33 protein-coding genes are annotated in these 25495 nt (G+C 41.6%); 21 read left to right on the top strand and 12 right to left on the bottom strand.

Features of this window, described 5'->3' with window-relative positions:
• Nucleotides 1–105: 105 nt before the first annotated feature.
• From ACZ49R_RS05055 to ACZ49R_RS04970, 18 genes are read left to right on the top strand one after another with little or no spacing between them, the layout of a single operon-like run.
• Nucleotides 106–303, top strand: a complete 198-nt coding sequence (locus tag ACZ49R_RS05055; RefSeq protein WP_464733988.1) for a hypothetical protein — start codon at nt 106–108, stop codon at nt 301–303.
• Nucleotides 285–944: a hypothetical protein gene (locus tag ACZ49R_RS05050; RefSeq protein WP_464733987.1), complete on the top strand. Its 660-nt coding sequence runs from the start codon at nt 285–287 to the stop codon at nt 942–944. The genes ACZ49R_RS05055 and ACZ49R_RS05050 overlap by 19 nt, the downstream gene beginning before the upstream one ends.
• A gap of 4 nt (nt 945–948) precedes the next feature.
• Entirely contained in the window at nt 949–1545 is a 597-nt protein-coding gene (locus tag ACZ49R_RS05045; RefSeq protein ID WP_464733986.1) for a hypothetical protein, read from the top strand.
• Complete coding sequence (locus ACZ49R_RS05040; protein WP_464733985.1) at nt 1538–1837, top strand: hypothetical protein; 300 nt, start codon at nt 1538–1540, stop codon at nt 1835–1837. Before ACZ49R_RS05045 ends, ACZ49R_RS05040 begins: the two co-directional genes overlap by 8 nt.
• Nucleotides 1834–2538, top strand: a complete 705-nt coding sequence (locus tag ACZ49R_RS05035) for a nucleotide-binding protein (RefSeq protein WP_464733984.1) — start codon at nt 1834–1836, stop codon at nt 2536–2538. Before ACZ49R_RS05040 ends, ACZ49R_RS05035 begins: the two co-directional genes overlap by 4 nt.
• The gene (locus ACZ49R_RS05030; RefSeq protein WP_464733983.1) at nt 2535–4067 is read left to right on the top strand and encodes an ATPase, T2SS/T4P/T4SS family; all 1533 of its coding nucleotides are present in this window, start codon (nt 2535–2537) and stop codon (nt 4065–4067) included. Before ACZ49R_RS05035 ends, ACZ49R_RS05030 begins: the two co-directional genes overlap by 4 nt.
• A gap of 30 nt (nt 4068–4097) precedes the next feature.
• Nucleotides 4098–4346, top strand: coding sequence for a hypothetical protein (locus ACZ49R_RS05025; RefSeq protein ID WP_464733982.1), 249 nt, complete (start codon nt 4098–4100; stop codon nt 4344–4346).
• Entirely contained in the window at nt 4343–4675 is a 333-nt protein-coding gene (locus ACZ49R_RS05020) for a hypothetical protein (protein ID WP_464733981.1), read from the top strand. The genes ACZ49R_RS05025 and ACZ49R_RS05020 overlap by 4 nt, the downstream gene beginning before the upstream one ends.
• Nucleotides 4676–4704: 29 nt before the next feature.
• Nucleotides 4705–5901 carry a hypothetical protein gene (locus ACZ49R_RS05015; RefSeq protein WP_464733980.1) on the top strand — a complete coding sequence of 399 codons (1197 nt, stop codon included), beginning with the start codon at nt 4705–4707 and terminating at the stop codon, nt 5899–5901.
• 30 nt (nt 5902–5931) lie between these two features.
• Entirely contained in the window at nt 5932–6390 is a 459-nt protein-coding gene (locus ACZ49R_RS05010; protein WP_011762623.1) for a hypothetical protein, read from the top strand.
• Nucleotides 6391–6420: 30 nt separating this feature from the next.
• A complete protein-coding gene (locus ACZ49R_RS05005) occupies nt 6421–7350 on the top strand; it encodes a hypothetical protein (protein WP_464733979.1) in 930 nt (309 codons plus the stop codon).
• A 4-nt stretch (nt 7351–7354) separates the two neighbouring features.
• Nucleotides 7355–7792, top strand: coding sequence for a hypothetical protein (locus ACZ49R_RS05000; RefSeq protein WP_011762625.1), 438 nt, complete (start codon nt 7355–7357; stop codon nt 7790–7792).
• Nucleotide 7793: 1 nt separating this feature from the next.
• On the top strand, nt 7794–8135 hold the full coding sequence (locus ACZ49R_RS04995; RefSeq protein ID WP_464733978.1) for a hypothetical protein: 342 nt from the start codon (nt 7794–7796) through the stop codon (nt 8133–8135).
• A gap of 1 nt (nt 8136) precedes the next feature.
• A complete protein-coding gene (locus ACZ49R_RS04990; protein ID WP_464733977.1) occupies nt 8137–8820 on the top strand; it encodes a hypothetical protein in 684 nt (227 codons plus the stop codon).
• Nucleotides 8821–8849: 29 nt separating this feature from the next.
• Nucleotides 8850–11849: a hypothetical protein gene (locus ACZ49R_RS04985; protein ID WP_464733976.1), complete on the top strand. Its 3000-nt coding sequence runs from the start codon at nt 8850–8852 to the stop codon at nt 11847–11849.
• Nucleotides 11843–12343 (top strand): hypothetical protein, encoded by a 501-nt coding sequence (locus ACZ49R_RS04980; RefSeq protein WP_464733975.1) that lies wholly within the window; start codon nt 11843–11845, stop codon nt 12341–12343. The genes ACZ49R_RS04985 and ACZ49R_RS04980 overlap by 7 nt, the downstream gene beginning before the upstream one ends.
• Before the next feature lie 29 nt (nt 12344–12372).
• Nucleotides 12373–12642, top strand: a complete 270-nt coding sequence (locus ACZ49R_RS04975; RefSeq protein WP_464733974.1) for a hypothetical protein — start codon at nt 12373–12375, stop codon at nt 12640–12642.
• Entirely contained in the window at nt 12636–12935 is a 300-nt protein-coding gene (locus ACZ49R_RS04970; protein ID WP_464733973.1) for a hypothetical protein, read from the top strand. The genes ACZ49R_RS04975 and ACZ49R_RS04970 overlap by 7 nt, the downstream gene beginning before the upstream one ends.
• On the opposite strand, the gene ACZ49R_RS04965 is transcribed toward ACZ49R_RS04970, so the two are convergent.
• Nucleotides 12932–14719, bottom strand: coding sequence for an aldehyde ferredoxin oxidoreductase family protein (locus ACZ49R_RS04965; RefSeq protein WP_464733972.1), 1788 nt, complete (start codon nt 14717–14719; stop codon nt 12932–12934). The two genes, ACZ49R_RS04970 and ACZ49R_RS04965, sit on opposite strands and share 4 nt — an antisense overlap.
• 106 nt (nt 14720–14825) lie before the next feature.
• Nucleotides 14826–15986, bottom strand: a complete 1161-nt coding sequence (locus tag ACZ49R_RS04960; RefSeq protein WP_464733971.1) for a cystathionine gamma-synthase family protein — start codon at nt 15984–15986, stop codon at nt 14826–14828.
• Nucleotides 15987–16169: 183 nt separating this feature from the next.
• On the opposite strand from ACZ49R_RS04960, the gene ACZ49R_RS04955 reads away from it, so the two are divergent.
• Nucleotides 16170–16799, top strand: a complete 630-nt coding sequence (locus tag ACZ49R_RS04955; protein WP_011762633.1) for a TrkA C-terminal domain-containing protein — start codon at nt 16170–16172, stop codon at nt 16797–16799.
• Between the two features lie 18 nt (nt 16800–16817).
• On the opposite strand, the gene ACZ49R_RS04950 is transcribed toward ACZ49R_RS04955, so the two are convergent.
• The 7 genes from ACZ49R_RS04950 to ACZ49R_RS04920 all read right to left on the bottom strand — a co-directional run bounded on the left by ACZ49R_RS04950 (nt 16818) and on the right by ACZ49R_RS04920 (nt 23228).
• Nucleotides 16818–17534, bottom strand: coding sequence for a mechanosensitive ion channel domain-containing protein (locus ACZ49R_RS04950; RefSeq protein WP_464733970.1), 717 nt, complete (start codon nt 17532–17534; stop codon nt 16818–16820).
• 141 nt (nt 17535–17675) lie between these two features.
• Nucleotides 17676–20048: an AAA family ATPase gene (locus ACZ49R_RS04945; protein WP_464733969.1), complete on the bottom strand. Its 2373-nt coding sequence runs from the start codon at nt 20046–20048 to the stop codon at nt 17676–17678.
• The gene (locus ACZ49R_RS04940) at nt 20026–20196 is read right to left on the bottom strand and encodes a hypothetical protein (RefSeq protein ID WP_167827620.1); all 171 of its coding nucleotides are present in this window, start codon (nt 20194–20196) and stop codon (nt 20026–20028) included. Before ACZ49R_RS04940 ends, ACZ49R_RS04945 begins: the two co-directional genes overlap by 23 nt.
• 32 nt (nt 20197–20228) lie before the next feature.
• Nucleotides 20229–20822, bottom strand: a complete 594-nt coding sequence (locus ACZ49R_RS04935) for a hypothetical protein (protein ID WP_011762637.1) — start codon at nt 20820–20822, stop codon at nt 20229–20231.
• Nucleotides 20823–20824: 2 nt separating this feature from the next.
• The gene (locus ACZ49R_RS04930; RefSeq protein WP_464733968.1) at nt 20825–22114 is read right to left on the bottom strand and encodes a heat-shock protein Hsp70; all 1290 of its coding nucleotides are present in this window, start codon (nt 22112–22114) and stop codon (nt 20825–20827) included.
• 23 nt (nt 22115–22137) lie between these two features.
• Nucleotides 22138–22479 (bottom strand): arcadin 1, encoded by a 342-nt coding sequence (locus ACZ49R_RS04925; protein ID WP_464733967.1) that lies wholly within the window; start codon nt 22477–22479, stop codon nt 22138–22140.
• A gap of 32 nt (nt 22480–22511) precedes the next feature.
• Complete coding sequence (locus ACZ49R_RS04920; RefSeq protein ID WP_011762640.1) at nt 22512–23228, bottom strand: nitroreductase family protein; 717 nt, start codon at nt 23226–23228, stop codon at nt 22512–22514.
• Between the two features lie 44 nt (nt 23229–23272).
• On the opposite strand from ACZ49R_RS04920, the gene ACZ49R_RS04915 reads away from it, so the two are divergent.
• Nucleotides 23273–23494: a CpXC domain-containing protein gene (locus tag ACZ49R_RS04915; protein ID WP_011762641.1), complete on the top strand. Its 222-nt coding sequence runs from the start codon at nt 23273–23275 to the stop codon at nt 23492–23494.
• Nucleotides 23495–23542: 48 nt separating this feature from the next.
• Nucleotides 23543–23926 carry an Hsp20/alpha crystallin family protein gene (locus ACZ49R_RS04910; RefSeq protein WP_464733966.1) on the top strand — a complete coding sequence of 128 codons (384 nt, stop codon included), beginning with the start codon at nt 23543–23545 and terminating at the stop codon, nt 23924–23926.
• An 88-nt stretch (nt 23927–24014) separates the two neighbouring features.
• Here the strand turns inward: ACZ49R_RS04910 and ACZ49R_RS04905 are convergent, their stop codons facing one another.
• Genes ACZ49R_RS04905 through ACZ49R_RS04895 form a run of 3 tightly spaced genes read right to left on the bottom strand, consistent with a single transcriptional unit; the run spans nt 24015 to nt 25463 of the window.
• Nucleotides 24015–24542 carry a hypothetical protein gene (locus tag ACZ49R_RS04905; RefSeq protein WP_464733965.1) on the bottom strand — a complete coding sequence of 176 codons (528 nt, stop codon included), beginning with the start codon at nt 24540–24542 and terminating at the stop codon, nt 24015–24017.
• A 22-nt stretch (nt 24543–24564) separates the two neighbouring features.
• Nucleotides 24565–25116, bottom strand: coding sequence for a tRNA-intron lyase (gene endA, locus ACZ49R_RS04900; protein WP_464733964.1), 552 nt, complete (start codon nt 25114–25116; stop codon nt 24565–24567).
• Nucleotides 25113–25463 (bottom strand): hypothetical protein, encoded by a 351-nt coding sequence (locus ACZ49R_RS04895; RefSeq protein WP_464733963.1) that lies wholly within the window; start codon nt 25461–25463, stop codon nt 25113–25115. Before ACZ49R_RS04895 ends, endA begins: the two co-directional genes overlap by 4 nt.
• Nucleotides 25464–25495: the final 32 nt, after the last annotated feature.

The raw sequence follows: 25495 nt of genomic DNA, 5'->3' as shown, positions 1-25495 counted from the left end.
GGCGTCAGACTCAAGTAGGCGTTCTTGGGCGTAGGAAGACGGAAGGGCAAGAAAAAGCCGACCTAAGACAAGCTATACGTCGCCCCCATCTTCGCTAGAGAAGTAATGCCAGTGGAGTCCAAGGCTATCGTCGTCGATGTCAACCGCCTTGACCACAACATCATGGTGGGTCTCATCGTGGACAACAAAATCGTCAAGCGGATGAGACTTCCAGACGAAAGTGTGATAAGAGAGTTGAGGAGACTAATCGCTCCTAATATGCTTTTAAAAAGTATAGTAATTATGTGTATAAGCCAAGGGTAGACCCATGTATATTCTTACATGGAGATCCAGACGCCTGGATTTTGTTACTAGGAGAGAAGTTTATCGGAGAGTTAATTAGAAGGTTTAGACATGTGGCGCGAGATATAGACGACTTAGTTCGTTATTCGGTGGAAAATCCAGGCGCAGTAAACATAGGCCTTAGAGGGCTGGAAATAGGCGGTCACTATAGAGATGAATGGATGTTATTTATTGAAAGCGGCTACCTCTCGCCTGGTGCACGTACGAAATGGCCATATGTGCAAAATGATACAAGCCTAGACGTTAGAATCCAAGCCTCGCCATGTTATCTACTTACATCTTTAGACAAACCAAGCCGTAGGTATGTGTGGAGAAATAGAGCGTCATCGTTATTTCATTGGATCTCTGATATACCGCGTTATAAGCCTCTGGAGGTTTTTAGAAAAGCATTTCCTGCCCAGTTGAGAGAGTTAGCAAAACGCGGCTATGCGTGGGTTGCTTGGAGTAGGTGGAGAGATCGACATAATAAACATCTGGCTGAGTGGCTCTACTGGCTTGATACTGGGAGAATGGCGCATATAGATGCTATATTAAGCAGAAGGTGCGAAATGCCGTATTGTACAAAAAACCAAGGCGCCGAAGTTTTGTACGTATCAACGTGACGATATGAAGCCCCTACTAGAAGATGTCATAGATGTACTTGGTGAGGGGTGGAAGATGTACTGGGGCCTTCCGCCAAACGGCGTGTATTTACTAAAGGAGGCGTATATGGCAGATCCTGAAGATATAGAACATCTCTGCAAGTCTGGAGACAACATAGTGATATATATAGCAGCGACATTTGGAGGTCTTAACATAGTCTATGGGAGAGTTAAGCCAAGACCCCTTAACTGTCCTGTTGCCACCTTTATAAAGAACTTTAATAAAAGAGATATAAAAGCTGCAGTAAAGACATTAATAGAATTTGCACTACTAGTAGAAAAGTTACCACTTTTCCAAATAAATCCAGAGGTTGTGCGTTTTGCCGGTCTCTGTGAGGAGTATCCCCTTATTTGCGAAGACCCGCTTGTAATTGTTAATGCCCTAAAGAAAGTCGAAGCTAGAAATAGGAATAAGCCAGTCTCTGTCTTTACGTCTCAGGAGCTTGTCCTACGTGAATTAGTAAGAGTCCTTAGAGATAAGATAGAAGTAGATAGTAAGTTTATCGAAGTTGTAAAAAAAGTGGTAGAAGACCCCGAGAGATTACAGATATGTTATGCTTGACATACATACCTTAACTCTGTTAAAGAAGATTCAAGAGATGTGTAAAGAGGATGTTTTTTACTCTAGACATAAGGACTTATGTATTGCTGTAAGGATAGCACTTTTAAATATAAAGGGCAAAGGTATTAAACTTCGTCCATCTCTGATAAAACTAGATAGCCTATCAGATAAGAAGGTGGCCTCTTATATACTGAAAGAGTTGAAAAAAGAAGTTGGGCCTATTGCCGATAGCGAGAGTTTAAGACAAGCAGCTATCTCGCTGGTATATAAAAAGCTTGTTGAACTAATATGAGGCCGGTAAAACTCGTCGTTATTACTTCTCTCGACGGCGGAGTTGGTAAGACTACCTTAGCAAGCGTTTTAGCTGTGGCTAAGGGATATACATTGTTAATAGATATGGATTGGGAAAAGGCAGATCTCTCACAACTCTTTAGAGTCCCCAAAAAGCCAGGCTGGCTTGCGCCTTTTTTAAAGGGCGGCCTTCCGTATGTGCATAAGATATCGCCAATACTCTACTTAATGCCGGGCTATGAAGCTTTTGAGCTATACCAAAGGTTTGGAGAAGACGTAGTTAAAGACTATGTTGAGGCAATGCTTGAGTGGGTGAGCTACATGCCGAAATTTATCGGTAAGCTAAAAATTCCAGTAGACACGGTAGTAATAGACACGTCAGCTGCGTTAAGAACAGAACTTTTATCTAAGTTGCAAAGTTTTGGAGTATTCAACATCTTTATGGCAGATAGACGTTTAATCTCTCGAATTTCCGATATAAAAGCCGAACACTATAGGCGTTATATGGCGTATTCTACTCTAGTAGTTGTAAATATGGTAGAAAAAGACGAGCTTAAGATGGCTAAGAAGATAGCTCCGGTTGTCTTAAAGAGGGTGACTATTAACGATTATTATGGCGAGTCTATTGCTAGTTCAATATTACGAGATAGAGATAATAGGAAGTCTATTGATAATATTCTAACTAGAATAAAATTGTCATGATATACGCGTCTACAGATAAAACATTAAGATCTAGATGTTGGCTACGTAAAGAGGGTGTAATTGTAGACCGTGGCGTTAGAACTGACGTCTGTATTACAGAAGACCTAATGTATGTAGTGATAGATCCAGAGATTCCAGACGATTTACAAACAGCGCTTCTTCTAGTTATGTTTAGAGGTGCTGTACCTCCCGATGAGAGAGAATATCCAAGGGTTATGAAATCTATTGCCGAAGGCCTTAGAGATAGAACTATATGGTCTCTTTACAAAGATTATAGAGATGTAGTACATTACCTCCTTGATCGTTGGTCAGGAGCGCGGGATTACATGGGCTATGGTGCGTTAGAGACGTTGATGAGAGATCCCATGTTGACAGAGATTGTAATTCCGCAGTCTGTGGCGCCAAGCGCTAAATATACCTATGTGCCTAAGAATCTAAAAGAACAGCTAGAATATTTAAGATTTCAAATGATAGAATTAGGGAGGTACAGGCGGGTTATTGCTGTTAGAAATGAAATACGTCTGCCGACGAATATAGTGATACCTGAGCCGTTGATGTACGTCGTCGTCAAACAGTTGTTGCCTTCGTTAACTATGGACAGACCTATGCTTACGAGAGAGGACCCCATCTACAGGGCGAGGATAGCTGCGGATTTACTTGAGTATAATGTAAACATACGTAAGATTTCGTCATATCCTAAACCATCTAAGGCATTATTAAAGCCGTATGTCTTAAAGCCAAAAGTCAATAACGAGACTAGAGATGTAGATGTGGTAAACCCCGAGAGTCTTGAGTTATTGGCATTTGCCTCATTAATAATGGAGACCAAAGGAAGTGTGATGTTCTCAGGCGGCATGGGCTCAGGAAAGACAACTCAGCTAAATCAACTTCTTTACTTAATTCCGCCGTGGTTTCAAGTGGTGGTAATAGAGAGAGGCGCCCGCGAGATTTGGGCTCCGTTAGAAGGGCAGTTATTACATTTGTCTGTGCCAAACGAAGATAAGCTATGGGCGGCTTTAGACCAGGCTTTGAGATATGGCACTATACATACAATTATTGCGTTAGCCGAAGCTAGAACGCCGGCCGAACTAAAGACGTTGATTAATTATAAATTGACAGGCCACGGCGTTTTGACGACAATACACGCAGACACAGTTAAAGACGCCGTGGTTCGTATTATAGAAGCTGAAGCTCCGCCTGAGGGTCTTGACGGCATATTAGTAATTCAACTGTCCGCAATAGCCGGCGCTAGATTTGTAAAAGAGGCAAGGGCGGTGACAGTAACCAGGGGGAGTGTTGAGGTAAGAGATGTTGTAGAGCTGACGCCTAAGATTTCGGCATATGTCAAAGAGATGTATAAAACTGACTTAAAGAGCGAGCTTGCGTTGAGAGTAAAGGCTTTGTTAAAAGCGTCTGAAATAGACGATTTCCTTATTGCTAGAAAGACAATAGAGGAGATGATATGGCTAAATCGTATTGATTTTAAAGCTTTGCTTTTTGAAGAGGCAAAACGTTTTGGCTATGTATAAACTTTATCTCATAACTATACGGCGTGATACATGATGTTAAAAAGAAAATCTTTGGCAGAAGCTATAGACTCTATTGCATATGGAGAAGGCGAAAATATAGAGACTAAAAGAGAGGAGAGTTGGCAAGAATGTCTAGTCAAAGCGCTTGTAGAGATGCCTTCTGATATTGCAGATAAAGTCATATCGGCGCTACCGCCAGAAGTCTTGTTAAACATGTTGCAGAGCAGAGAGGATCCATATATCAAACTAGCCCTACTCTTATTGAACAAGAGGAGATGATAGAAAAGAAAGCTATAAAGAAGGGGCTTACGGCTTCAACGGCCAGGTGGATATGTGAGTTGTCTAAAGAGCTAGGCGTAGATGAAAAACGATTTTTCAAAGCGGTATTAAAACTTGCAAAACATGGCATTTGGCTAGAGGAGGAAGATTGGCATATTATTGCCAAAGCGCTTGACTTATCGAAACACTTAGACATGGCTATAGACTATATCATACGTCGAGTGACATCAGGGGAGTCTCCTGAAAGAGTTGTGAAAGAAATGCCGAAGGCCGTAGAAAAGGCTGGAAAGCTAGCGCATATAAGAGAGGTGTTGTCAAATCTATTGTAAGTTTTTTCATCACAAGCTTTGACACTTATATGCGTAGAGAAGATTTCTACATCTTGTCAGCGCCTATTTTTGCGACATATCTAGGCGCAGTCTCTGGTTCAGAAGCTTTAAAATATACATCTTTTAACGTAGCCGAACTTGATGAAAAAGAGTCGCGTCGGCTTTTCATATCCTCTCTAATGTCTTCGCCATCTTCTCTCTTTCTGGAGGATAAGGAGGATGTCGCTAGACAGGTTGGATACGCTTTAGCACAAGAAGAGGCTGGAGTAGACAGATCTACGATTGTACATTCGTTTTTAGAAAGCATGAAGGCGCTTGCGTCTTCAAAAATTGAGGCTAAAATGAGGTTGTATGAGTCTATCGCCTCTTCATTAGGTGCAATATTCTTACTACCTCTTTTTCTTTTATTTCTCTGGGCAATAGGCATACTTGTCATAGATCCCCTCATCCTCTTGGCGTTAGTCTATGGCATAACTATGGCGTTGGGGATCATGGCGATTGTTATAACTCCGACAGATTTAGACATATGGAAGACCTATGAATGGTCTATACCTTTAGGAATTGGTATTGCGACTATAGCCATGTTGTGGAATCTTCCCGTAGCTTTTTTAGCCTTTAGTTTAACAACATGGCTATGGCTAAAGATCAGAAATAGATTGTGGTGGTTTAACATAAGGAGGGAAGTTCCGCCGATGTTAAGATCTGTGGCCGCTATGCTTAAAGAGGGGGCGCCGCCTGAGCTTATATTAAGTAGACTAATGGGAGTTTTTAAAACAGCAGCCAAAATAGCATATGGCTATTATGTGCCTTCTCGTTATTTTGTATTAGCTAAGGCGATGTATAAAGCCATAGTAGAGGCTGGGGGTTCAACAGCTATTAAATCAGTTGAATACATACAGTCGATAATTGACATAGAGACTACATCTATTAGACGTATGGCAAGGCTATCTTCTGCATATTTCGCCTTATTTATTGTGGCAGTAATAATTCTCTCTATGGCTGTGTCATCTGCTGTAAAACACTTGGCAAGTATAGACGTAAGTTACAACCCGTTTTTCCTCCCACCCCCCTACGACGAAGTAAGACAAGTATTGACAACTGCAATGTCTCTCATTGCCGCCAGCTACATCTCTGTGTTCTTACTGCCTCTTGGTATACACTATTCGACAATGTTGGGAGGCGCTGTAGGCGTCGTATTACAACATATCATAGCTCTCTTAATCTAAAGTTTTTCCACTATTGTCGCAAAGGTCTTTATGCAAGCTAGAGGACTTACGACCGTTGAGTCTCTGCTTATCGCAGCCGCGTTTATAATCGTCGGTGTCATAGGCGTGTTGACATTTCAAGGTATAGGCAAATCTGCTGCCGAGTCGTTAAGAGCAAATGCCATTGTTACGGCAGACAGAGGGGGGTTTGACGTAACAGTAGAAGTTCTTAACGGCAAAGTGTCTGCAGTATACGTTAGATATGGGCCCTCGGGCGGACAATTAAGCGCGCCTATCGTCGGCTCTTGTATTGTTGCACAAAACAGCCAAATACAAACAAATGTCCCCTCTACTAATTTGCTCCTAGTCGCAGGCCAATCGGCTACTTGTAGATTTACAGCTACGTTACAGTCAGGTGTCCAATATACATACGTGGTCTATGCAATAGATGCAAATAGCGGAAAATCTATCCAAATAGCTAAGGGAGTTGTAACAGTAGGAATATCCTAAGGTTTTTCCACTAACTTCCTCTCTTTTTTCATGGACAAGATCTACATACTCTTGTTATTGACGGTAGCGACGTGGGGTCAGATAGTGAGTTGGCTTCCGCCTTATGCACAATTAAGCCAAGCCTATGTTTACAACGCTACACACTTTCTAGTGTATTTAGATGGAGACACTATATATGTGACACAGATCGGCGTAGTTTTTAATGGCACTAGCGCCGAGAGTAAAGCGGCCTATCAATACCTAATTGAACAGTGTAAATATATTGCTTTAGATGTAAAAAACGTCACTGCAAATGGAAAGCTATGGCTAGCCGATGTCTATTGTTCTAAAGATGGCACTCTGTGGATGTGGCTAGGGTGGCTCCCACTGAGGTTTATGGCGTATAGAGGCTATGTCGAATTTATGAATGCAGATAATATCACTGTTATAACGCCGGTTGGAACGTACGCCGGCTACATCCCGGCTGGGTGGTATTTAGATAGGAGGACGAAGACCGTTTTCAAATTCCCCAGCTTCAACTTAACGTTAATTGAGGAGATATACAGACTTGACAAGATAATAGAGGAGATGAAAATACAACTTAGTCAATACTCAGTAAAATATAACAAAACGAGTACTCTACTAGCTCAACTTGAGAACCAGATAGATGTATTAAGTATACAAAAACAAAAACTAGAGGAGTTGCTTAGACAGAGAGAAAACATGGTAACAGCCCTATCTACAAATTTACAGATGTGTATTTCTGAAAATGAGATATTAAAGAGAAAATTGGCAGAACTAGAGGAGTTAAATAAAGCTCTTTCATTAAAACTAACAAACTTAAGTAAAGCGTATCTTCAACTAAGTCAGAACACTCTAGAAAAACAAGAAGGGGGGAACTCCACAATCTATCTGCTTGTAATCGCGCTTACAGCAATAGTGATATTTCTCTTCATCTATAGGCGTCGTTTAGAGGGTTAAGACTATGGAAGATTTTATTGCCGCGTACGTCTTTGTAATTGCCCTCTCTATATTAGTCGTGTATACGGCAGCGGTGCTAAAGCCGTTTATATTTACAAATGTCGTCGAAGTACCAATAGCGCCGTCAAAAGAATTGCCGACGAGACATATCTATGTTTATAGCTCAGTCTCTGGACTATATGCGGTAGAGTATGAGGGGCTGGATGTAGAGGAATTTAGAAAAGCCATGGGTGTACCCGGCGCTCTAGTTGCAATATTTGAAGTATATCCTGGTGGATATCGTTGCGTAAATTATGCCAACTATACGGTTAAGCTTGGCCCAGACCCATATACTGGGCTTTGGTGTCCACCGCCTTTTAAAACAGAGACAAAGCCCTATTGTATACCAATAGGAATCACCTCACGCGGACGTTGGCTATTGGTACAATACCGTTGTCCATAACATGCATTTTGTAAGAGATGTCTTGGTTTTTGTAGGTCTTGCCGTCTTAACTACGGCAGTTATCTCGTCTCTCTTCCCTTTAAGAGAGGGTGTTGTTACACTACCTGCCTGTTCTAGTTGTAAATTAAAGCTAAGGGGCGGGTATGTAATAGTTCAGGAGAATGACTCAGCTGTACTTTACTTAGGCACTAAAGCTGTTGTAAAATTTGGATGGGCTTATTACAGAGGAGAGCCTCTTGAAGTAGGACAAAAGATTGTGTGTGACCCAATGTATATCTATGTAGTGGGAGGAATTGTCTACGTAAGTTGTGACGACGAAATGCCAAAGATAGGCAAGTGGTGATATGTGGTCAACAGCTTTTGGAATAATTACGTTGGCTTTTGTGGTTTTTGCTATTGTATATGCCACGCTACATGTGCCACATATATCTAATATAGATGTTATAGATCAACTATATAATGTAAAACTTTACCTCAATCAAAGCCTTAATTCATTAAATTATACCCAAAATATAGAAATATTTAGAGAGTATGTAAATATTACAAGAGTTAGAGTAGTAAATATAACAGTTAGCTACAACGGGTCTGTTGTCAAATATCCATTGTTGTTTCCACTTGGCCATAAGGTGTTAGGACGGGAGAGAAATGTGGTCTATCAACTATATGTAGATATCAAATGGTGTAGACCTACTCTCTTGCCAAGTGGCACATTGGCGTATCTGTACGAAATTAAAATAAGACATTCGATAGACATATTGCCTTGGCTAGAGACTAAGGCGCTTGTGCCAATTAGTGATAGTCTCTTCCGGCATTATTATGACGTGTGGAAATCTACTAACAAACCGCCTGTGTTAGGTCTCTCTCCGCCCCCAAATACGACATATGTTAGAGTAGCAAAGGCGTTAATTTACAGCACTAGAGAGGACGATGTAAAGCTCTACGTAGTAGCGCCATCTCCAGTGATATATATCATTGATTATCCGCTCGAACTCCCACTGGCTTGTCCTAACGCATTTTCCCAAAACTAAAGTTTTTCCTATCTTCGATATTGTTTACTATGCGTATTGTAATATTACTACTCCTCTCTATATTAGTATATTCGCAAGTTGTAACTTCTGTAACATGTAAGAAAGAGTTTGAATTTCAACTAGACACTTCCTCAGTTGTTACAATTTCTTTTTCATTTAGTGCGTTAGCTCCGCTTGGAATGGGAGGTCAGACTGTAGTTTTTACAGAGGGTCAACAATGGGTTGAAGTATGGGGAGAGAGGTTTCTCAACTTATCTAAGTTATTAGTCGCATCTACTGCCACATCTGGACTATGGGATAGAGATCTGACCTACTCTCTCACTCTAGAATACTTTAAGCCGGGAGACAGTTGGGTTATTGGAGAGTACTTCTGTAAAGCTAGGTATGACAACGGCTTGGAGGTTATACAGATTTACTACAAGGTAGAGAAAGAGCCGGCGCGTGAAGTTAGACAAATATCATTCGTCGTGTCGCAGACACAAGTTCTATATAGAACAGAGGAGAGAATTTATGTCTCTCTACGCCCAGATGTCTACTACTCATGGCTTACGTCCCTTTGTAAAGAACTGCCAGACAGTCTGACGTGGCCCCGGTGTACACCCTATACGAGGGATAACTACGTAGTCAGCGCCTCCTCGCCTAGGGTTTGGAAGGCGTTAGAAATAAATAGTAAGAAGCCTGGCGAGATGGTCGTATTGAGAAATGTCTACGCTGTTGTTCCAAACCCGTGGCTGTATGGAGAGTGTTATCTAGGGAGATGCTCAGCGTCTATATCTACAGACAGGGGGATTGTTGTCTATATAGGCGATGTATATAACATACCGTTTTCTAAGAGAGTAGACATCTCTATAATTGCAGCGCCTATTGAATGGGGCGAAATTGAGGTTAGGCCGCCGAGACAAATTCCGCTGTATGTCTCACGTGTAGTACAAATGGGGGGTTTTTCATGCAGACCGCCCGACTGCTTTATAGTAGATGAAGTTGGCAATGCAACATGGATAGGCAAAAATTGGGTTTGGAACTGGACGTTAGCGTCTATCGCAGTTAAAACGCCGCACATCTTGGTGCCATATGTAGCCGTGGGACTTGTCCAAGATGGACAATATTCTGCGATAGGTAGAGGCGTGTCGGTGTATATGCCTTTAGGCTCAGTCGCCGTTTTAAAAACTACAGTATTATGGCGTTTAGAGATGGGAAATAAGTCTGTTTGGATAGGCTCAACTCCTGGCACATACCTCCGCGTAGTAGATGATAGAGGCAATATCGTAGATTATGAAGAAGCTGCCTCGCGTGGCAAATTAGAATATCGTGTGACGAATATGCCACTTTCCAATACCAAATGGGCTGTCTTTGAGACTGCTGTAGATGAGACATTTCGGAAAGTCTATACTGCATGGTATTCGCCACCAAATCCATGTAGCCAATGGCCTAGGCAGTTGCTCAACTGTGTACATCTACAACATGTATATACAAAAGTAAATGGCACTTTCCTAAGTTACACCAGGGTCGGGACAACAAATAAATGGCCGGTCACACACCTAGCGCTTATCGATTGGTTAATTCCAAAAATCCCACGTATATGCGGACATGACAGGTTTAGCGACTTTATGAGCTTAGTTGTAGGAGATCCAGCTCTGTACTTCTGGCATACATACCGACTTAGGACTTACGAATTTAACCCGTCGACTGGTGATTGGGATATACCAAGAGAGTGTGAGTACCCACCGCCGCATCAAGTATCTATGTTAAGTTCAGTTTACAATACGGCCTTCTACCGTAACACAACACGTGGATTTGAGAAGTTGTACTTCGAAACAGCTGAAGGAAACGGTACATTTTACAACTATGTTTTTGAAGGCGTAAATGGGTATGAATACCCGGCGGGCTGGACCGACGTGTTGCCACTGGGGATACCGTCTATGACAACAAATACGACAAGTCCCTGGCTTGTGTTTCTAGTGCCAACTACGGCGTGTAGATCTATCATATGTACAAGCCTAGATGTAACTCTCTGGGGGCCTACGCCGGGGCCTACTCCAGATCTAGCTCTCCCTGGTGCTGGTTACTCTTTTCTAATTATATATACAGGCACTATTAAAAATATAACTATACGTATATTTATAGAAAGAGGATTTGTAGCATATATACAGAAAGGTGTGATATATAAACCAGTGGAAAACTATATGTTAACAGAGGTTAAAAAACTCTGGAAACCCTTGGACGGCGTATACGTAGGTCCAGGCTGGTGGACAGAGTATAAACCTCTTGTTTCATGTCAATACTTATCGTTAGGTGAAAAGTCGATATATGTCACTCCAACAGATTGGGCGGGTCCCCTGATCTTGACGATTGAGGAGTTTTCAGAGGGCGCGTCTAAACGCTATAGTTACGTCTTCTTCATTTCTAACAACGTCTCGTATAGAATAGACGTAACTTCGACAACGCCGCAAAACTTCACCACGTTATACCTCAACGTGTCGTTATCGCTATACGTAAACAGAATTCCCTATTTCCACGGCTATGTTGTAATAGGAGAGGGAGGGAGAGTCAGGCCATATATTTGTAAAACTGTAGATATATTGTCACATTCGTTTTTTGGCGGCGTTGGACAAACTTCGCAACTTACAACAAATGGTGAATTCTGGGGAGAAGTTGATATAGTGGACAGAATTAGGTTAGTCGATAAATTTGTTATACCGAGCTTTGAAATAGTAGATTTTTCAAGAGGAGTTGTAAAAATAAACGCAGAGGGACCTGTCATAGGTTTTGCGTTCTACTTAATGCGTAATGGCATATGGACAAAAGTAGGAGAGGCGCTGGGGTCGTGCGTATTAATTAACGCTACTTTAATATATCCCTGGGATCCACTACTCGTATTGCCTATAGTTAAATACCACATAGAGGCACGGGCTGGAGATGTTGTAGTGCTATGGCGTCCAAAACCGTCGCTTTTCTTTAGAACTTGGGCTGACGCAATGGGATATTCTATTGGCGTGTCTAGTACATTAGAAGTACTAGGCAAATGTTAACGCTTAGGTATTTACTATCGCTTATAGCAGCTGTATTAGCCACAGCTATTGTGTCTCTTATGGCGGCGTATGCGCTACAACATGCAGACCCCTTGATAAAGAGCGTTGCAACGTCGTTGGCAAGCGGGAAGTCTGCCAAGTCGGAAATTCCAATCTCGCTACGTAAATATAAGGTGGACTACACATATAGTGAAGGCCGCTGGGTTTTAACAAATAGAGGCAGCATACCGCTCTATGCAGTTGGCGTAGGCGTATGTCCAGACTCTATAAATGTCTTCTTTAACAAAACTTACAGCTCTACTAATAACACAGTACATATATCTAAGTGTTCTATTATCTTGCCGTCTATCGAAATGATACATAACTCAGTTGTATTTACACATGTAGTACCTCTCTGTCTCACAGGCACAGATTTTAAGACAGAGGTTGTAGAACAGAAATACATCTATGCGAATTTTACAATTAGGGTCAGAGCCATTGTGGTAAATTGCTAAAGTTTTTCCCGAGAGATAGAGACGGCTATATGCGGCTTGAATTAGCGTTAATCCCTATCATATTTGCCTTGGCAACGGCCGCTCTGACATTTCTAAAACCTGTAGAATTTCACTCAATAGACTTGACATCGATATTTATCTACTGGCCGGAGTCTCTATACTATGCAGAGAGGGGAGATCCAACAGCTATATATCGTATTACAGGGCTTGTTACATGTCTCTCTAAAGGCGTAATCGAGGCGCCTCCCGGCATTTCCTTTAAAGTACTCAAGCTTATCTGCCGCTTTAACACATGGTAGAAGATATTCTAGAGGTTATAGCAGTTAATACTCTTGCCCTATTTACTCTAGCAATATTTTTAACACTCTATACATACTCCACGCCTAACGTATGTCAAGTAGCTGAGACAGTGTTAAAATTTCCCGGTTCTGAAATTCACGTATATGGACGTTTTAAGGTATGGAACGATACAAAACACGTCTATTTATCGTGCGGCTTGGCGTTGCCTCGAGATAAAGTTCTCCAGATAAACAGAACAGAAGGCCTACTAAGAATAGGTAGTACGGCAGAAGGTAAGTTATATATATCTTAGATGTCAATAAGCTCTGGAAGTAATTTTTTTATGGTGTCCTTCTTTGGGATACCATTTCGATCCCAACCTCTCAAGTGGTAGTAGTAGTTAAGAGCATTTTCTAACTCGTTCCTATCTACTCTCTTAACTTTGCCTTCAAAAGTTAATGGTTTCTCTAACGCTACCGGTAGACTATCATGCCTAATGTCAACTCCCATTTTTACGTTAAGTACCCGGTTTATGAGCACTATTCTCTCCGCAACTTCTCTAACCTCTTCTTCTTTCCACTCCTCGCCTGTGACCCAAGTCAACAATTGTGCAACAGTGTTATAAAACCTGCCTCCTGGATACGCATCATATGCATCTCTACCAAATTTGCACAAGATAAGGGAATCCATTAGGGCAGAGACGTTTTCCATGTGTATTATGGCTTCCACTTTCTCAGGCCCTAGATAGTCGGCACCCCCGAATTTACCAGGTATATCTAGCGCATATGCCATGGTAGCGAGATGATCGGCACCTCTGTAGCCGATTGCATAGCCCAACGCCATGCCTTTTAACATACGGGGATCGTATCCTGCTGGCTCTAGCCCTTTAACATGAACAGCTAGCTCAGGCACGCCAAGTTTTTCAGCAACTAACCTAACGCCTTCTGCAAGCAAACTGCCGACCCCCCTTCTATAGGCTATGTCTTCGACTAACTTAGCTAAGGATTCTCCATCGCCCCATTCAAGTCTTATGGGTATTTTACCCATCTTTGATAAAACAATTGCAAAAGCAAGGACGTTACCCAGAGATATGGTGTCTAGCCCTAGCCTATCTGCTAAGTCGTTTAGTTTGATTACCCAATCTACGTCTCTTATAGCAGCAAGACCACCTAATGCAAATACAGTTTCATATTCAAGATCTACGATAATGTCAAATTTGGTACTTTTCACAGGTCTATGACAAGCCGCAGGACAGTATAGACAAGCCTCTGGCCTTAGGAAATACTCAAGCTTTATCTTCTTACTCCACGAGAGAGCCTCCCATTCATCAAGTGATAATCGTGTCCAATAGTATGCTGGAAAGAAGCCCATTTGATTCCCTAAGTCTATCAGTCTAAGAGTTCCCCCCTCTCTAAGAGCCGCGGTTTTCTGTAAAAACTGTGGCATAAATTCTCTTATCCACCTATCTAATGCCTCCGGACGTGCAACTTCGACATCTCTCCTATCTGCAACAAACACTACGGCCTTCAACCTCTTGAATCCCATTATAGCTCCACCCCCTGTTCTCCCAAACTGTCTCCAGTACTCATGGTTAATTGAGGCGTATCGAACTAAGTTCTCTCCAGCGGGTCCGATTGTTAGAACCGCCGCGCTCCGCCCCCACTCTTTTTTAAGCTCTATCTCTGTATTGATGGCATCTCTTCCCCACAAATGAGAGGCGTCTTTAAACTCCACTTGCCCATTGTGTATTACCACGTAGATAGGTTTTTCGGCTCTACCAGTAAATACAACTGCGTCTACCCCTGCGTATCTCATGACAGCCCCAAGTGTTCCGCCTACATTGGAGCCGCCAAAGATTCCTGTCAGAGGAGATCGAAAAACAGCGTAGGCACGTGTGGCCATCGGTATACGTGTGCCTCCCAAGGGTCCTGATGCAATTATAAGCGGGTTATCCGGCGAGAAAGGCTCTACCTGATATCCGCCAAGTTTGTAAAAAAGCCAAGAGCCAAGTCCCCTTCCTCCCAAGAACTTTCTAATATTCACCTCTTCAATGTACCACGTTAACTTAGATAAATTAACGAAGAAGACTTTAAACATAGCTCATTTAATTCCCTCACTTTTAAATATTTAGATGCTTTAACGCAGATCTAAAACTCTCTTGTGCTTTAACTTACCTAGACAATAGTTTTCTCTCTATATCGTTTTATAGTATTACGTTCTCAAGAGCTTGAGCTAAGTCGTTGATTATATCATTTACATCTTCAAGTCCTACGGAAAGTCTAATTAAATCTTCTGTTATCCCTAGGATTTTTCTATCTTCTTCGGGAATAGGCGAGGCCGCGCTTGCCACAGGGTATGTGGCAATACTTTCCACGCCCCCAAGACTCGGGCCTGGCGTTATTAATCTTAACGACTTAAAGAATTTAATAACTGCCTCCCTGCCGCCCTTTACCCTAAAGGAAACTACGGCGCCAAATTTATCGCCAAAAAGTTTTTTTGCAATAGCATGATCTGGATGGCTGGACAAGCCTGGGTATATAACTTCGCTTACCTTGCTATGCTCAGATAAAAACTCTGCGACTGCCTTTGCGGATCTACATTGCTGTTCAAATCTTACAAATAGCGTTTTAAGACCGCGTAGCGTGAGAAATGCCTCAAACGGCTGCATAATGCCGCCAAGCATAGCTCTCCAGACCCACAACTCCTCAAGTAGCTCTCGTTTAGATACCACAGCCACACCGCCTATTACATCGTTATGGCCAGCGATATATTTAGACGTAGAATGTACAACAAAGTCCGCGCCGTGGGATATAGGCTGTATTAATACAGGCGTTGCAAAAGTGTTGTCAACAACTACGGTAGCCCCCAGATCTTTTGCTGCTTTAATAACTTCTGGAGTGTCTAAAACTCTCAACGTAGGATTTGTAATTGTTTCAAAAAATACAACATTCGGTTTGCTCTCCTTTAGAAATTCAATATATACGTCTGTGCTTGGATACGCCTTTTGCATCTTTACGCCAAATTTACTTAGAGAACTTAAAAGCCGTAATGTCGCGCCGTAGGCCTCCATCGTTACTAATATTTTTGCGTCTGAACGCAGTAGAGATAAAAACACAGAAGATAGGGCAGCCATGCCGCTGTTAAAAGCAAGTGAGTCTACGCCTCCTTCAAGAGAAGCTAAAGCCTCTTCAAGAGGACGTAGAGTGGGATTTTCTTCTCTGCTATATTTGAGGTCAAATCCCCTGTCTGACTTCTGGGCCTCTCCCTCCATTCTAAACAATGCAGTCTGATAAATAGGAGGCTGAAGCGAGCCGTAAGGGTCGGAGTTTCTGTAACCCCTTACGGCTATAGTCGCCCTGCGCATTCTGTCTCTTTATCAATTTGCTATATAAATTTTTATAGCTCTATATCATTATTTTCAATGATCATATATAAAAACTAAGTATTTTCTTTTAGAATTCTATTGTAAAGACACTTAGATTGTTTATTGTTATTATACATATGTACTTATGCTTAAAATCTATAAACCTTGTGTCATCAAGGTCATGTGGTTAAAGAGGCATTAATACTAGATAGCAACGACGACTTAGGCCCTCAATTAGCTAGAGTACTTGTAGAAAATGGGTATATAGTGAGAGTACTAGCGACACCAGAGCGAGGGAAAGCCTATGAGAGAGAACCGGTTTATATACACAACCTGACAGAAAACTACGAGAAAATAATTAGAGAGTTAGATTTTTCTCGTGTCGAAATAGCGATTTTTCCATCTCCAAATGATATGTTTAACCTAACATTTGCAAAAGTAGCCAAGTCCCAGGGAGTGCCTATCGTTGTTATAACCACTAGAAGTGACGCCATTGCAACGACAGCGGAAGAGGAGGGTATAATTGCCATTGTTACATACCACTGCGTGTTATCTAGGCTATTTAGACTACTCAATCTAAAATTTGTAAGATTGCTACAAATCAGAGGAGATGTTGCTATGTTAGAGATCTTAGTTACGTCAGATTCCAAGTTACTTGGAAAAACAATAGGCGAAATAGAAGAAGATACAGGGGCCAAGGTAGCGGTTATACGAGATGGCGAGTTTGTAGTTGCAAAAGATGCAGAGATACAAGAGGGTGATTATCTCATCGCAATAGGCCCGCGGGCGTATTTACAAGAACTCACAGAATAGAAAATTGCACCGTAAATATCAACGTAGGCCTAACTCTGTATACACTCTATCTAGTATTGCATACTTTAGTTCATCCTCTTGTCGCGGATCTCTCAAAAGTCCTCGTACAACTAAAACTATGCCCTTCACGCCTATTTTTTCGACATCTACACTCAGTCGCTCTAGTCCATACTCTTTAGCAACTTCGTTTACAAGTTCTCTAACTCTTTTCAACTCCTGCCGATGTGGTATAAATAGTCTTATTCTAACTTCATGACCCTCAGGAGCTTTTATACGTCTAAATGGCGTCTGTAATAACACTGTATATGGTATGTAGACATACTCTCTTCGTGGATCTCTCAAAACTATATACACATCTTCAAGTGCAGTTATGTAACCGCGTATATTGTCGAGTTCTATATAGTCTCCGATATGAAGATCTAATACTTTGGCAATAAACAGCCCTGTAAGATATTGTTCTAATATACGCCTAGTTCCAAGAGTTAAAACTCCCATGGCAACTATAAAAACAACTAACACTAAGTAGAAAAGATAGTGTAATTGTGTCATTGGGGAAACAATTGCGAGAAAAAGCGAAATAGAAAATAAAACTATTAGAAATTTAACTAAATAAAACTGTTCACTTGAAATAACTTTTAGAAACAATCTCCTTATAGAATATAAAAGTAAGAAGAATGACAAAATAGTGACAATAGTTGCAGTCAATAAGGTAATAATAGTAATTGAGAAATCCATGAGATAGAAAGCCGTTAATTATTTAAGCGTTGAAAAGAAGCCATTGTTTTTATTTGTAATCCTAATTGCTCACTAGTGATGATAAATACGTGGGGCCTACGAAAGATGAGTAAGGTCTGGAGCTCTGAAGATTACGTTACTTTACTCTGCAACTCTAGAACTTTCCTCCTTAGTTACCATATATAGTCTTGCGTTTGGAACTGCGTCTTTTATCATATCTGCAAAATCGCCAGACTGTGTAGCTACTAAGATCTGATAACGTGAAGAAAGAGATCTAACTAATTCTGCGAAAGCTCTCCTGATATTTACATCAACATATGGAATAGGTTCGTCAAATATTATAAAGCCAATTTGTATATTAGATATTTCCCTAAGCGCGAGAGCTAGGGCTAGAGCTATCGAAAGTCTTTGTCCATCGCTTAGCTTTGAAATACCGTATCTCTCGCCAGTGGGAGATATCGCATAGAAGTCGTAGTAGCCCTTACGTTGTTCTAGATCTACATTTACTTTTGAAATATCGCCATATCTATAGAGCGTTAGAAATACTTCGTTAAAGCGAGATTTTGCAATCTCCACTAACCGAGCTCTCGTGTTGACTTTGACAAGTTCAAACTTTGCCTTAACTTCTTGTAGCTTGCTATAGGCATAAAGCGTGTTATCTAGTGCCTTTTTCAAATTTTCCGCATCTCCCCCCACTTCTCTTACAATCTCTTCTAATACAGCCTTCTCTCTGTATAATTCTGCTAAACGGCTAGAAGTTCTCTCTAGCTCTTCGGTAATCTCTCTCCAGCGCATTTCCACATCTAAGATTTCTCTAACGACGCCGGCTTTGTTTAACATTTCCTCAAGCTCTTTAAGGCGGCGTTTTAGCTCTCGAACTCTAAGCATCTTTCCATATTTAGAAAGCGCATCTAAAATCGTGCGTTTGTCAACCCTAGTTATCAAAGAGTGTAATTTTTCAACACGTCTCTCTAGTTGTTTAAGTGCTTTTTCAGCCTGTATCATTTTCTTAATGATTTCTTCTCTCTCAAGTTTTAACTCCTCTAGTCTATTCTTTGTGGATAAATACTCTGCAACCTCGCCGCTTAATATTTCCATTTCGTCTACAGCTTTTTCATACTCTCTAACCCTCTCCTTTAGATCTTCTACTTCGTGTATTAATTCGCCAAATTTGCTCTCTACCTCTCTAGCTATGTTTAACGCAACCTCCCGACTTATGGGAGAGCCGCATATAGGACATCTGTTGACGCCTATTTCCGCAATATAGAGAGATACTGTCTTAAGAGCCGAAATATATGCCATAGATTTCTCAGTTTCTTCAAGTCTCCTCTTCAACTCGTTGAGGGTAGCTTTAGCCGTTTCTAGAGATTGAAACGACTTCTGAAGCTCTTTAAACCGTATATATGACCTTTCAAGTCTCCTCAGTTTAGTCTCAACTTCTTTAATTTCGTCTTCAAGCTTCTTCACCCTAGCTAGATATTGTTCGTATGTCTTTCGTACTTCAGAAATCTGACTCTCTAAATCTTTTGATAATCTAACAAGGGCCTCATAAGCTTCAACCATGGCAGCCGATAAAGATTCTAGGTCTCTAGTTGTGAGTTTTTCAAGAAGCTCATGCCCCAGTATATGTTCATACTCCTCTAAGGCCTCTTGCAGAGCGTCTCTAATTTTCTCAACGGCGTCTAAACCAACATCTTCGCCTGTAGTTGATTCCAAGATCTCTAATTCAGATCTCGTTTTGTAATACTCCAATAAAATGTTCTCGTTCTCTCTGATTTTTTCCAAATAGCCGGCTCTTCTCTTGGCTAACTCTTCTACTGTTTTAGTAAGATTTACCTCGCGCTCTTTTAACGCCGCCAACTCACCTTCTATAGTCTCTAACCTAGTTACAACGCCTTTATAGCCACCATATTTCTTAATTATATCTCTATATTTTTCATATGTAGAAAGTCTTTTTCTCAAATTTTCGGCTTTCTCCAACAGATATTTCTCTATAGATGATACAACTCTTAAAATGTTGTCAATTATGTCAATACCAAATAGACGGTCTACTGAAAGCGTTCTCTTTTGTGCTGTGCCATATATAAAACCCTCTAGAGTCCTATGCGAAATATATACAAGTCGTTCATATATGTCTTCGTCGGCTCCTATGAGTTCAACTAGTCTTTCTTCAGCATCTCTATCTCTTAGTTTAATGCCGTTATAAAGTACAACAAGCTTCTCAGATCCCCGCCGCCCTAGTCTTCTTTCTATACGAAGTTTGTCGTTGCCTCTGCGTAATTCTAGCGCTACATTGGCTTCCTGAGCGTCTACATTAATCAGATCTACAAGTTTTGCTACTCTCTCTCTTACCTCAAGCTGTTTTCCAAAGAGGGCATATTCTATGGCATATAGGAGAGAGGTCTTCCCAGCCCCGATTCTTCCCAATAAAATTGTAACATCCCCTAGGCTTACCTCATGTCTCCCCTTGTATGACCTGAAATTTTCTAGTTCAATCTTTTCTATCCTCCACATCGATGCCTAATCTCCTGAGATATTCTACTAACGTGTTTTTAGCAGCTTTTACGCCGCCTTGCCTATACGCAACTATTAGAGACTCCGCAAGTCTCCCCTCTTCTGTATTTCCAAATACTCTTCTAACCTCTTCAAGCAGTACATCCACAGTATATAATGCTATAAAGACACTTATATTATTTAACTCCCACTCTTTCCTCTAGACCTTAAAATTCTAACCCACTCGTTCTCCACCACAGAACCTGGTGTAACTTGGGTCTCTCTAGGAGGTTGTCCACCGGTCTGTCGTCTTACTTCTTCGATTCTCTGATCTATATACCTCTTTAATTTTTCATAAAGCGTTTCCTCTAGTTTTTTCAATTGAGAATTTATATACTCAAGCATAGTCGACTTTAGAATTTCGAACTTGTTAGTATCAGCCACAGTAGTAGCTGTTAATCGCGGTTTTGCAAATATCTTAATCTCGACGCCCTCAAGCCCTCTAGATGGATCAACTACAACCACCCCAACTCCTTGGTTTTTAAAGTACCGTGGATCTATAAATAGAGTAGCCTCTGGCAGAATAGCAAGATATATCTTTGAGACCTCTTTTGTCAATAATTCGCCCACCCGCTTATATATCTCGGCCTCCTCATAAATCTCAGAGAAATAGACCCCTACTGCCACTTTATTTAGTCCTTCTTCAAAAAGAAGAATCCACCCGCTTTCCCCAATATATTTCATCCCAAGAGTTTCAGAAAAGTATCTAATAACTAATAGTTTTGGAAACTCCACACCTACTTAATAAAGTACCAACCCTCTTTTGTTGAATCAGACCATTCAAGCGAGAGAGGCAGGGCATAGCCATATATTACAGCGCCTCTCCAGACAGAATATTGTGGCTCTAAAACAAGGCGCACGTTTACTCGAGACGCCAACACCGGGTTCTTCTCCTCCAGCGCTATTTTCACCCTGGTGACACTATCTACAGCCACATCTTCTAAACCTGGAGGTACACGCCAGCTAAAGGCACCTCCGCTGAGAATTATCTGAGAGGCCACTCTATCCTGTATCTCTACAGAGACGTTTCTAAGTGAAGCGATAATCGCTGTTGCTACATCCATCTCTCCATAGAGAGTAACATCGCCTATAACTGCGTTTTCTATATGGAGACGTGACTGCTCAATGTAGCTCTTTATCTCCTCGTGGTTGGGGTCAAAGACTATTTCGCCAATTAAGAACCTAGTCCATGCGTATTCTTTTGGAAACTCCACTTCTACAACAGGAGACAGTCTGACCTTAGTCACAAATCTATCTGGGTTAGACTTTGCCGTTTTAATAGCTTCTTTTAAATTCCTAGGGACTAGGCCAACAGCCCTCTTCACTACTTCAACCGCATATTCTTCTCTAGCGATGTCACTGTAGCCTATATCTTTTAAAATCTCCCTAGTTATCGCGTTGGCCTCCGCTCCTCCTCTGTTCAACGCCACAAGCCCCTCTCTAATGAGCGCGAAGCTAATTGGCGCTATTTGTATATTGCCATGCCCCCCCTCTACAATTATGCAGTTAACAGCGTTTTCTGCAATAGCGACTGCCAATGGTTGAGGTAATATCGTCACCGCATATATTTTAAATTCGTTTGCAAGCTCTGTATATATGTCAAAAAAAGATTTATACATATAATCGGGCGCTAGGGCGGATAGTGCAATAGAGATAAGCCAACCTCTGAATTCTGGATCAGATACTGGAAACTGCGCCAGAGTATACCTTGCAAGCTCTTTTAAAACTCTCCAAGCGTCTTCATCATCTCTCCTAGCTATGCCGTCTTTTAGAGGATACTTAAGATTACGCTGAACATCTCTAACGCTAGAGAGGTACTTACGTACTTCTTCATCTCCAACTACAAGACCCCTCGACAATACTTCTGGGGGTATCCGCATTTTTACAGACTCTGGAAGATCTCTAAGAAAGAGACCTCTCGTCTGTGTAATCTTCGGTTCGTTAAGTGTAATTGGGCCATATTTAATATAACTAGTACCATAGTCAACGCCGAAGGTATATTTGAGCCTATACGCGTCTGAAATCACAGAAGAAGCCCTATATAGCTATTTTAACTTTCTGGCTTTATCCTAATTTCCCCACCCTCTATAACTATTAAAACTATATCGCCGACATCAACATCTCCAAACATCTCAGCTTCATCATCTGCTAACCACAGCGTAACTCTCGGGACAGCAATTTTACCTCCGCCAAACGGGAGTGATCGCACTATCTGCGTTACAAGAGGCATGACTTCTCGCATCAACTGTGCCGTTTGTTCGTCTTGTGTGGAAAAAGCCGCAACAGGCCCTGGTAGTTCTTTCTCTTCTATAATATCAATTTTTATATACCTTGCACCAGTGGGGTCATAGACAAGTTGTTTAGAAATAACTACGCCCCTAATTGTGGCCATATCGCCTAGACCTATCCTATATATAAAAACTTTCAGATAAAGTCAAGTTCTTTAAGAAGCGTTTCTAATGTTGTACCACGGCTATCGAAATATCCGCCTCTCCCTGCATATTTAATCAATAGTCTTAGCCAATTGCCGCTCTTTGAGACTCTTGACATCTCTGTAAAAGCATTTTTTAACTCTGCCTCTGTATATCTCCTGTATTCATTTAGGTGAAACAACATGTCTAGTGGTAGACGAGGCCGTGGTGGTGGGTATTCGTCAGGAACGCCAATTACAAGCCCAAAGAGAGGATAGGTGAGTTTAGGTAAATTCAGAATTTTTATAAGCTCACGTGGTGCATTCTGTACAGCGCCGATGAAACAAGAGCCATATCCAAGCGCTGTCGCTGCTAAAGCCATGTTTTCAGCTGCTAACGCAGCGTCTATAGCGGCGAAGACGAACAACGCAAGTCTATGTTCAACTATGTCGTTGCCTCGATACCTCAGAAGCTCCCCTAAGCGGTATAGATCCGCTAGAAATACGAAAAATTCCGCACCTTCCTCAACATGTGGCTGCTCTATTAAACGGGCTATCTCGGCCCTCTTTGTCTCATCTACTACCCTTATGGCGCTCCAGAGGTGGAGAGTGGCATCGGTAGGCGCGGCTCTACCGGCCTCCATGATTTTTACAACGTCTTCTTCTGGTATCTTAACCCTCTTAAACCTCCTAATTGATCTTCTCCTTTGGACAACTTCGAAAAAGTCCACGTCTTCTAAAGAAAATTATATATAAGGCTATCAACTCGGAGACTATGGTTGCTCAAGAATTTCCCGAAGATTGGGAATATTCAGGAGGTGAACTTGAAAAGACTCTGAAAGTGAGAGTGACATGTCCATATTGTAAACACAAGTTTGAGATAGAGATAGGAGAGAGTTGGTATAATATTGGCTTTAGTATTACATGTCCCAAATGCGGCCGTTCATTTCCGGTCAACGCGTACGGCGAAGTAATCGGCGTGGTGCAACCAAAATAATTCGGATAATACTAGGCTCTGTTTTTTAGCTAGGTGCGTTATTAATTTATGGAGCCTGTTAAAAAAATCGAAGAGGGACTAAAAGAGTTATACGATACTAACGTCGGCAAAGTGGAGAGACAACCTGATGTAGACATATACGACTTAGGAGACAACATCGTCATATATGTCGATTTACCTGGGGTGAAGAAAGAAAACATAAAGGTGAGGATATATGATAGAGCAGTAGAAATAGTAGCCTCTCCGACACAAGACGGGGGAGGGAAGCCTATAAGAAGAGAAAGAATTTCTAACTTTCCAGTATCTAGAAAAATAGAGCTACCCTACAGACTAAGGGTAGACAGCGCGCGGGCCATCTACCGGGAGGGCGTTTTACAAATAGTAGTGACAAAGGCGGGAGAATACGGAGTAGCAGAATTAAAAATAGACTAATTATTCGGGCGGCGGCAAGCTTATCGACAGCAATTTTGCGTGTTCTGAGGTAATATCGACCTCTCTATATTTTTCTAACTTTGCAACGTTACCCTCTCACCCTGTGGAAAAAGAACTTGTGGTTTGGAACGTCGGCTGTGAAGAGTCGTATCTCCTTTAGCGATGCGAGATAGTCTGCAAGCTTCTTATCTGCCAACACGGCGGACAATTGCTTGGTAGCTAGCCACACTCTCACGTGGATACCTATGGCGCCCTTATAGCCGGCTTGCGATAGAGCTGATAGAATCTTCTTCGTGATTTCGGCGACGTAGCTGAGCTTCTGCTCGCCTCCGAAAGATAGATATACTATATCCGGCTTGTAGTCTATTACCTTCTTAGCCACTTCAGCCTCCTTTCCGTCTTCGTATGTGAAGACGATTGCAACCTCGTCTCTGTAATTGTCTTTTGCAACATAAGACGTAATGAGTGCGGCAGCCATCGCGCTACATATCCTATCTGGATATGTTATCACCGCCACTCTCTTATACCCTTCCAACATATGTTGACCAACTAGATATCCTGTTAGAGACCTTAGGTATATTTCTTGTTCTAGTGCCGCTCTACTTGCCGTTATCATGAACCAATTTCGAATTCCACTTTTAAAGTTTAGCCCAAGAGAAACCAAGTAGCACTACTTCTCCAGTTTGTTTAGACACTGTTGCTAGAGTAAAGGTCTTTTTAACACTATGGCTCAGCCTGCCCCCTCTTGTTATATCGGTGGCAGAAATCCCTTTGTCAGGTTCTAGAAACACTACAACCATAGGAGCGTGGTCTATGCCTGGGCCTCTCTCGTAGACGGAAAAGAGAGCGCCGAATTTAAGTCCACTTTTAACAACATATCCAAGATCTCGGAAATACTTATAGATCTTGTATATATCATCAAAATTTTTTATCTTTTCTCTGCCTAATTCTATTAATTTTTCCGGCAGTACTTCTGTGCCGTTTTTTGACACTACCTTTAGCTTACCTCTCTCAGCTAGATAAAGAGCTTCATACAGCGCCAATATCAAAGGAGCGGATATCTTGTCAACTTCCTCTCTTCTTACTTTATCATAACCTAAGAACCTGCCGTAGAAACCTTCTTTGTATAATTTCCTAGCAAATTCTACATCTTCTACTACTACTGCAAGCCCCTTTAGCACGCCCTTCATTTCTTCCTTATAGTTACCACAGTGCCATCGGCGATGCCAAGTGTCCTAAGAACGTCTATAGATATATGAACCTCGCCCTTTGGCACTTTTTCGTCGTGAACAACTTTGAAAACTCTCTTTTTTTCATGTGCAGAACCCCCAGGTGCCACGATTTCAACCTCTTCTGGCCTGCCAAGCTCCTCGTATACATCAGTAGGTAATTTAGCCACACCCTCCTCTACGCCCTCTGCCGCCTTTACTCTAACTCTACGTTCTCCCTTTTTCTGTTCCTTTTTCTCTTGTTGCGGCGTCAAATAAGGCGGTATAAGTAACCTCCTCCCTCTCTCTATATCTTTATTCTCTGTCATAATAATAACTGTTTATAGCCTTTTAAAACTCT

The sequence above is a fragment of the Pyrobaculum organotrophum genome (assembly GCF_055384425.1).
This window is presented reverse-complemented; position numbering and strand designations above follow the sequence as displayed.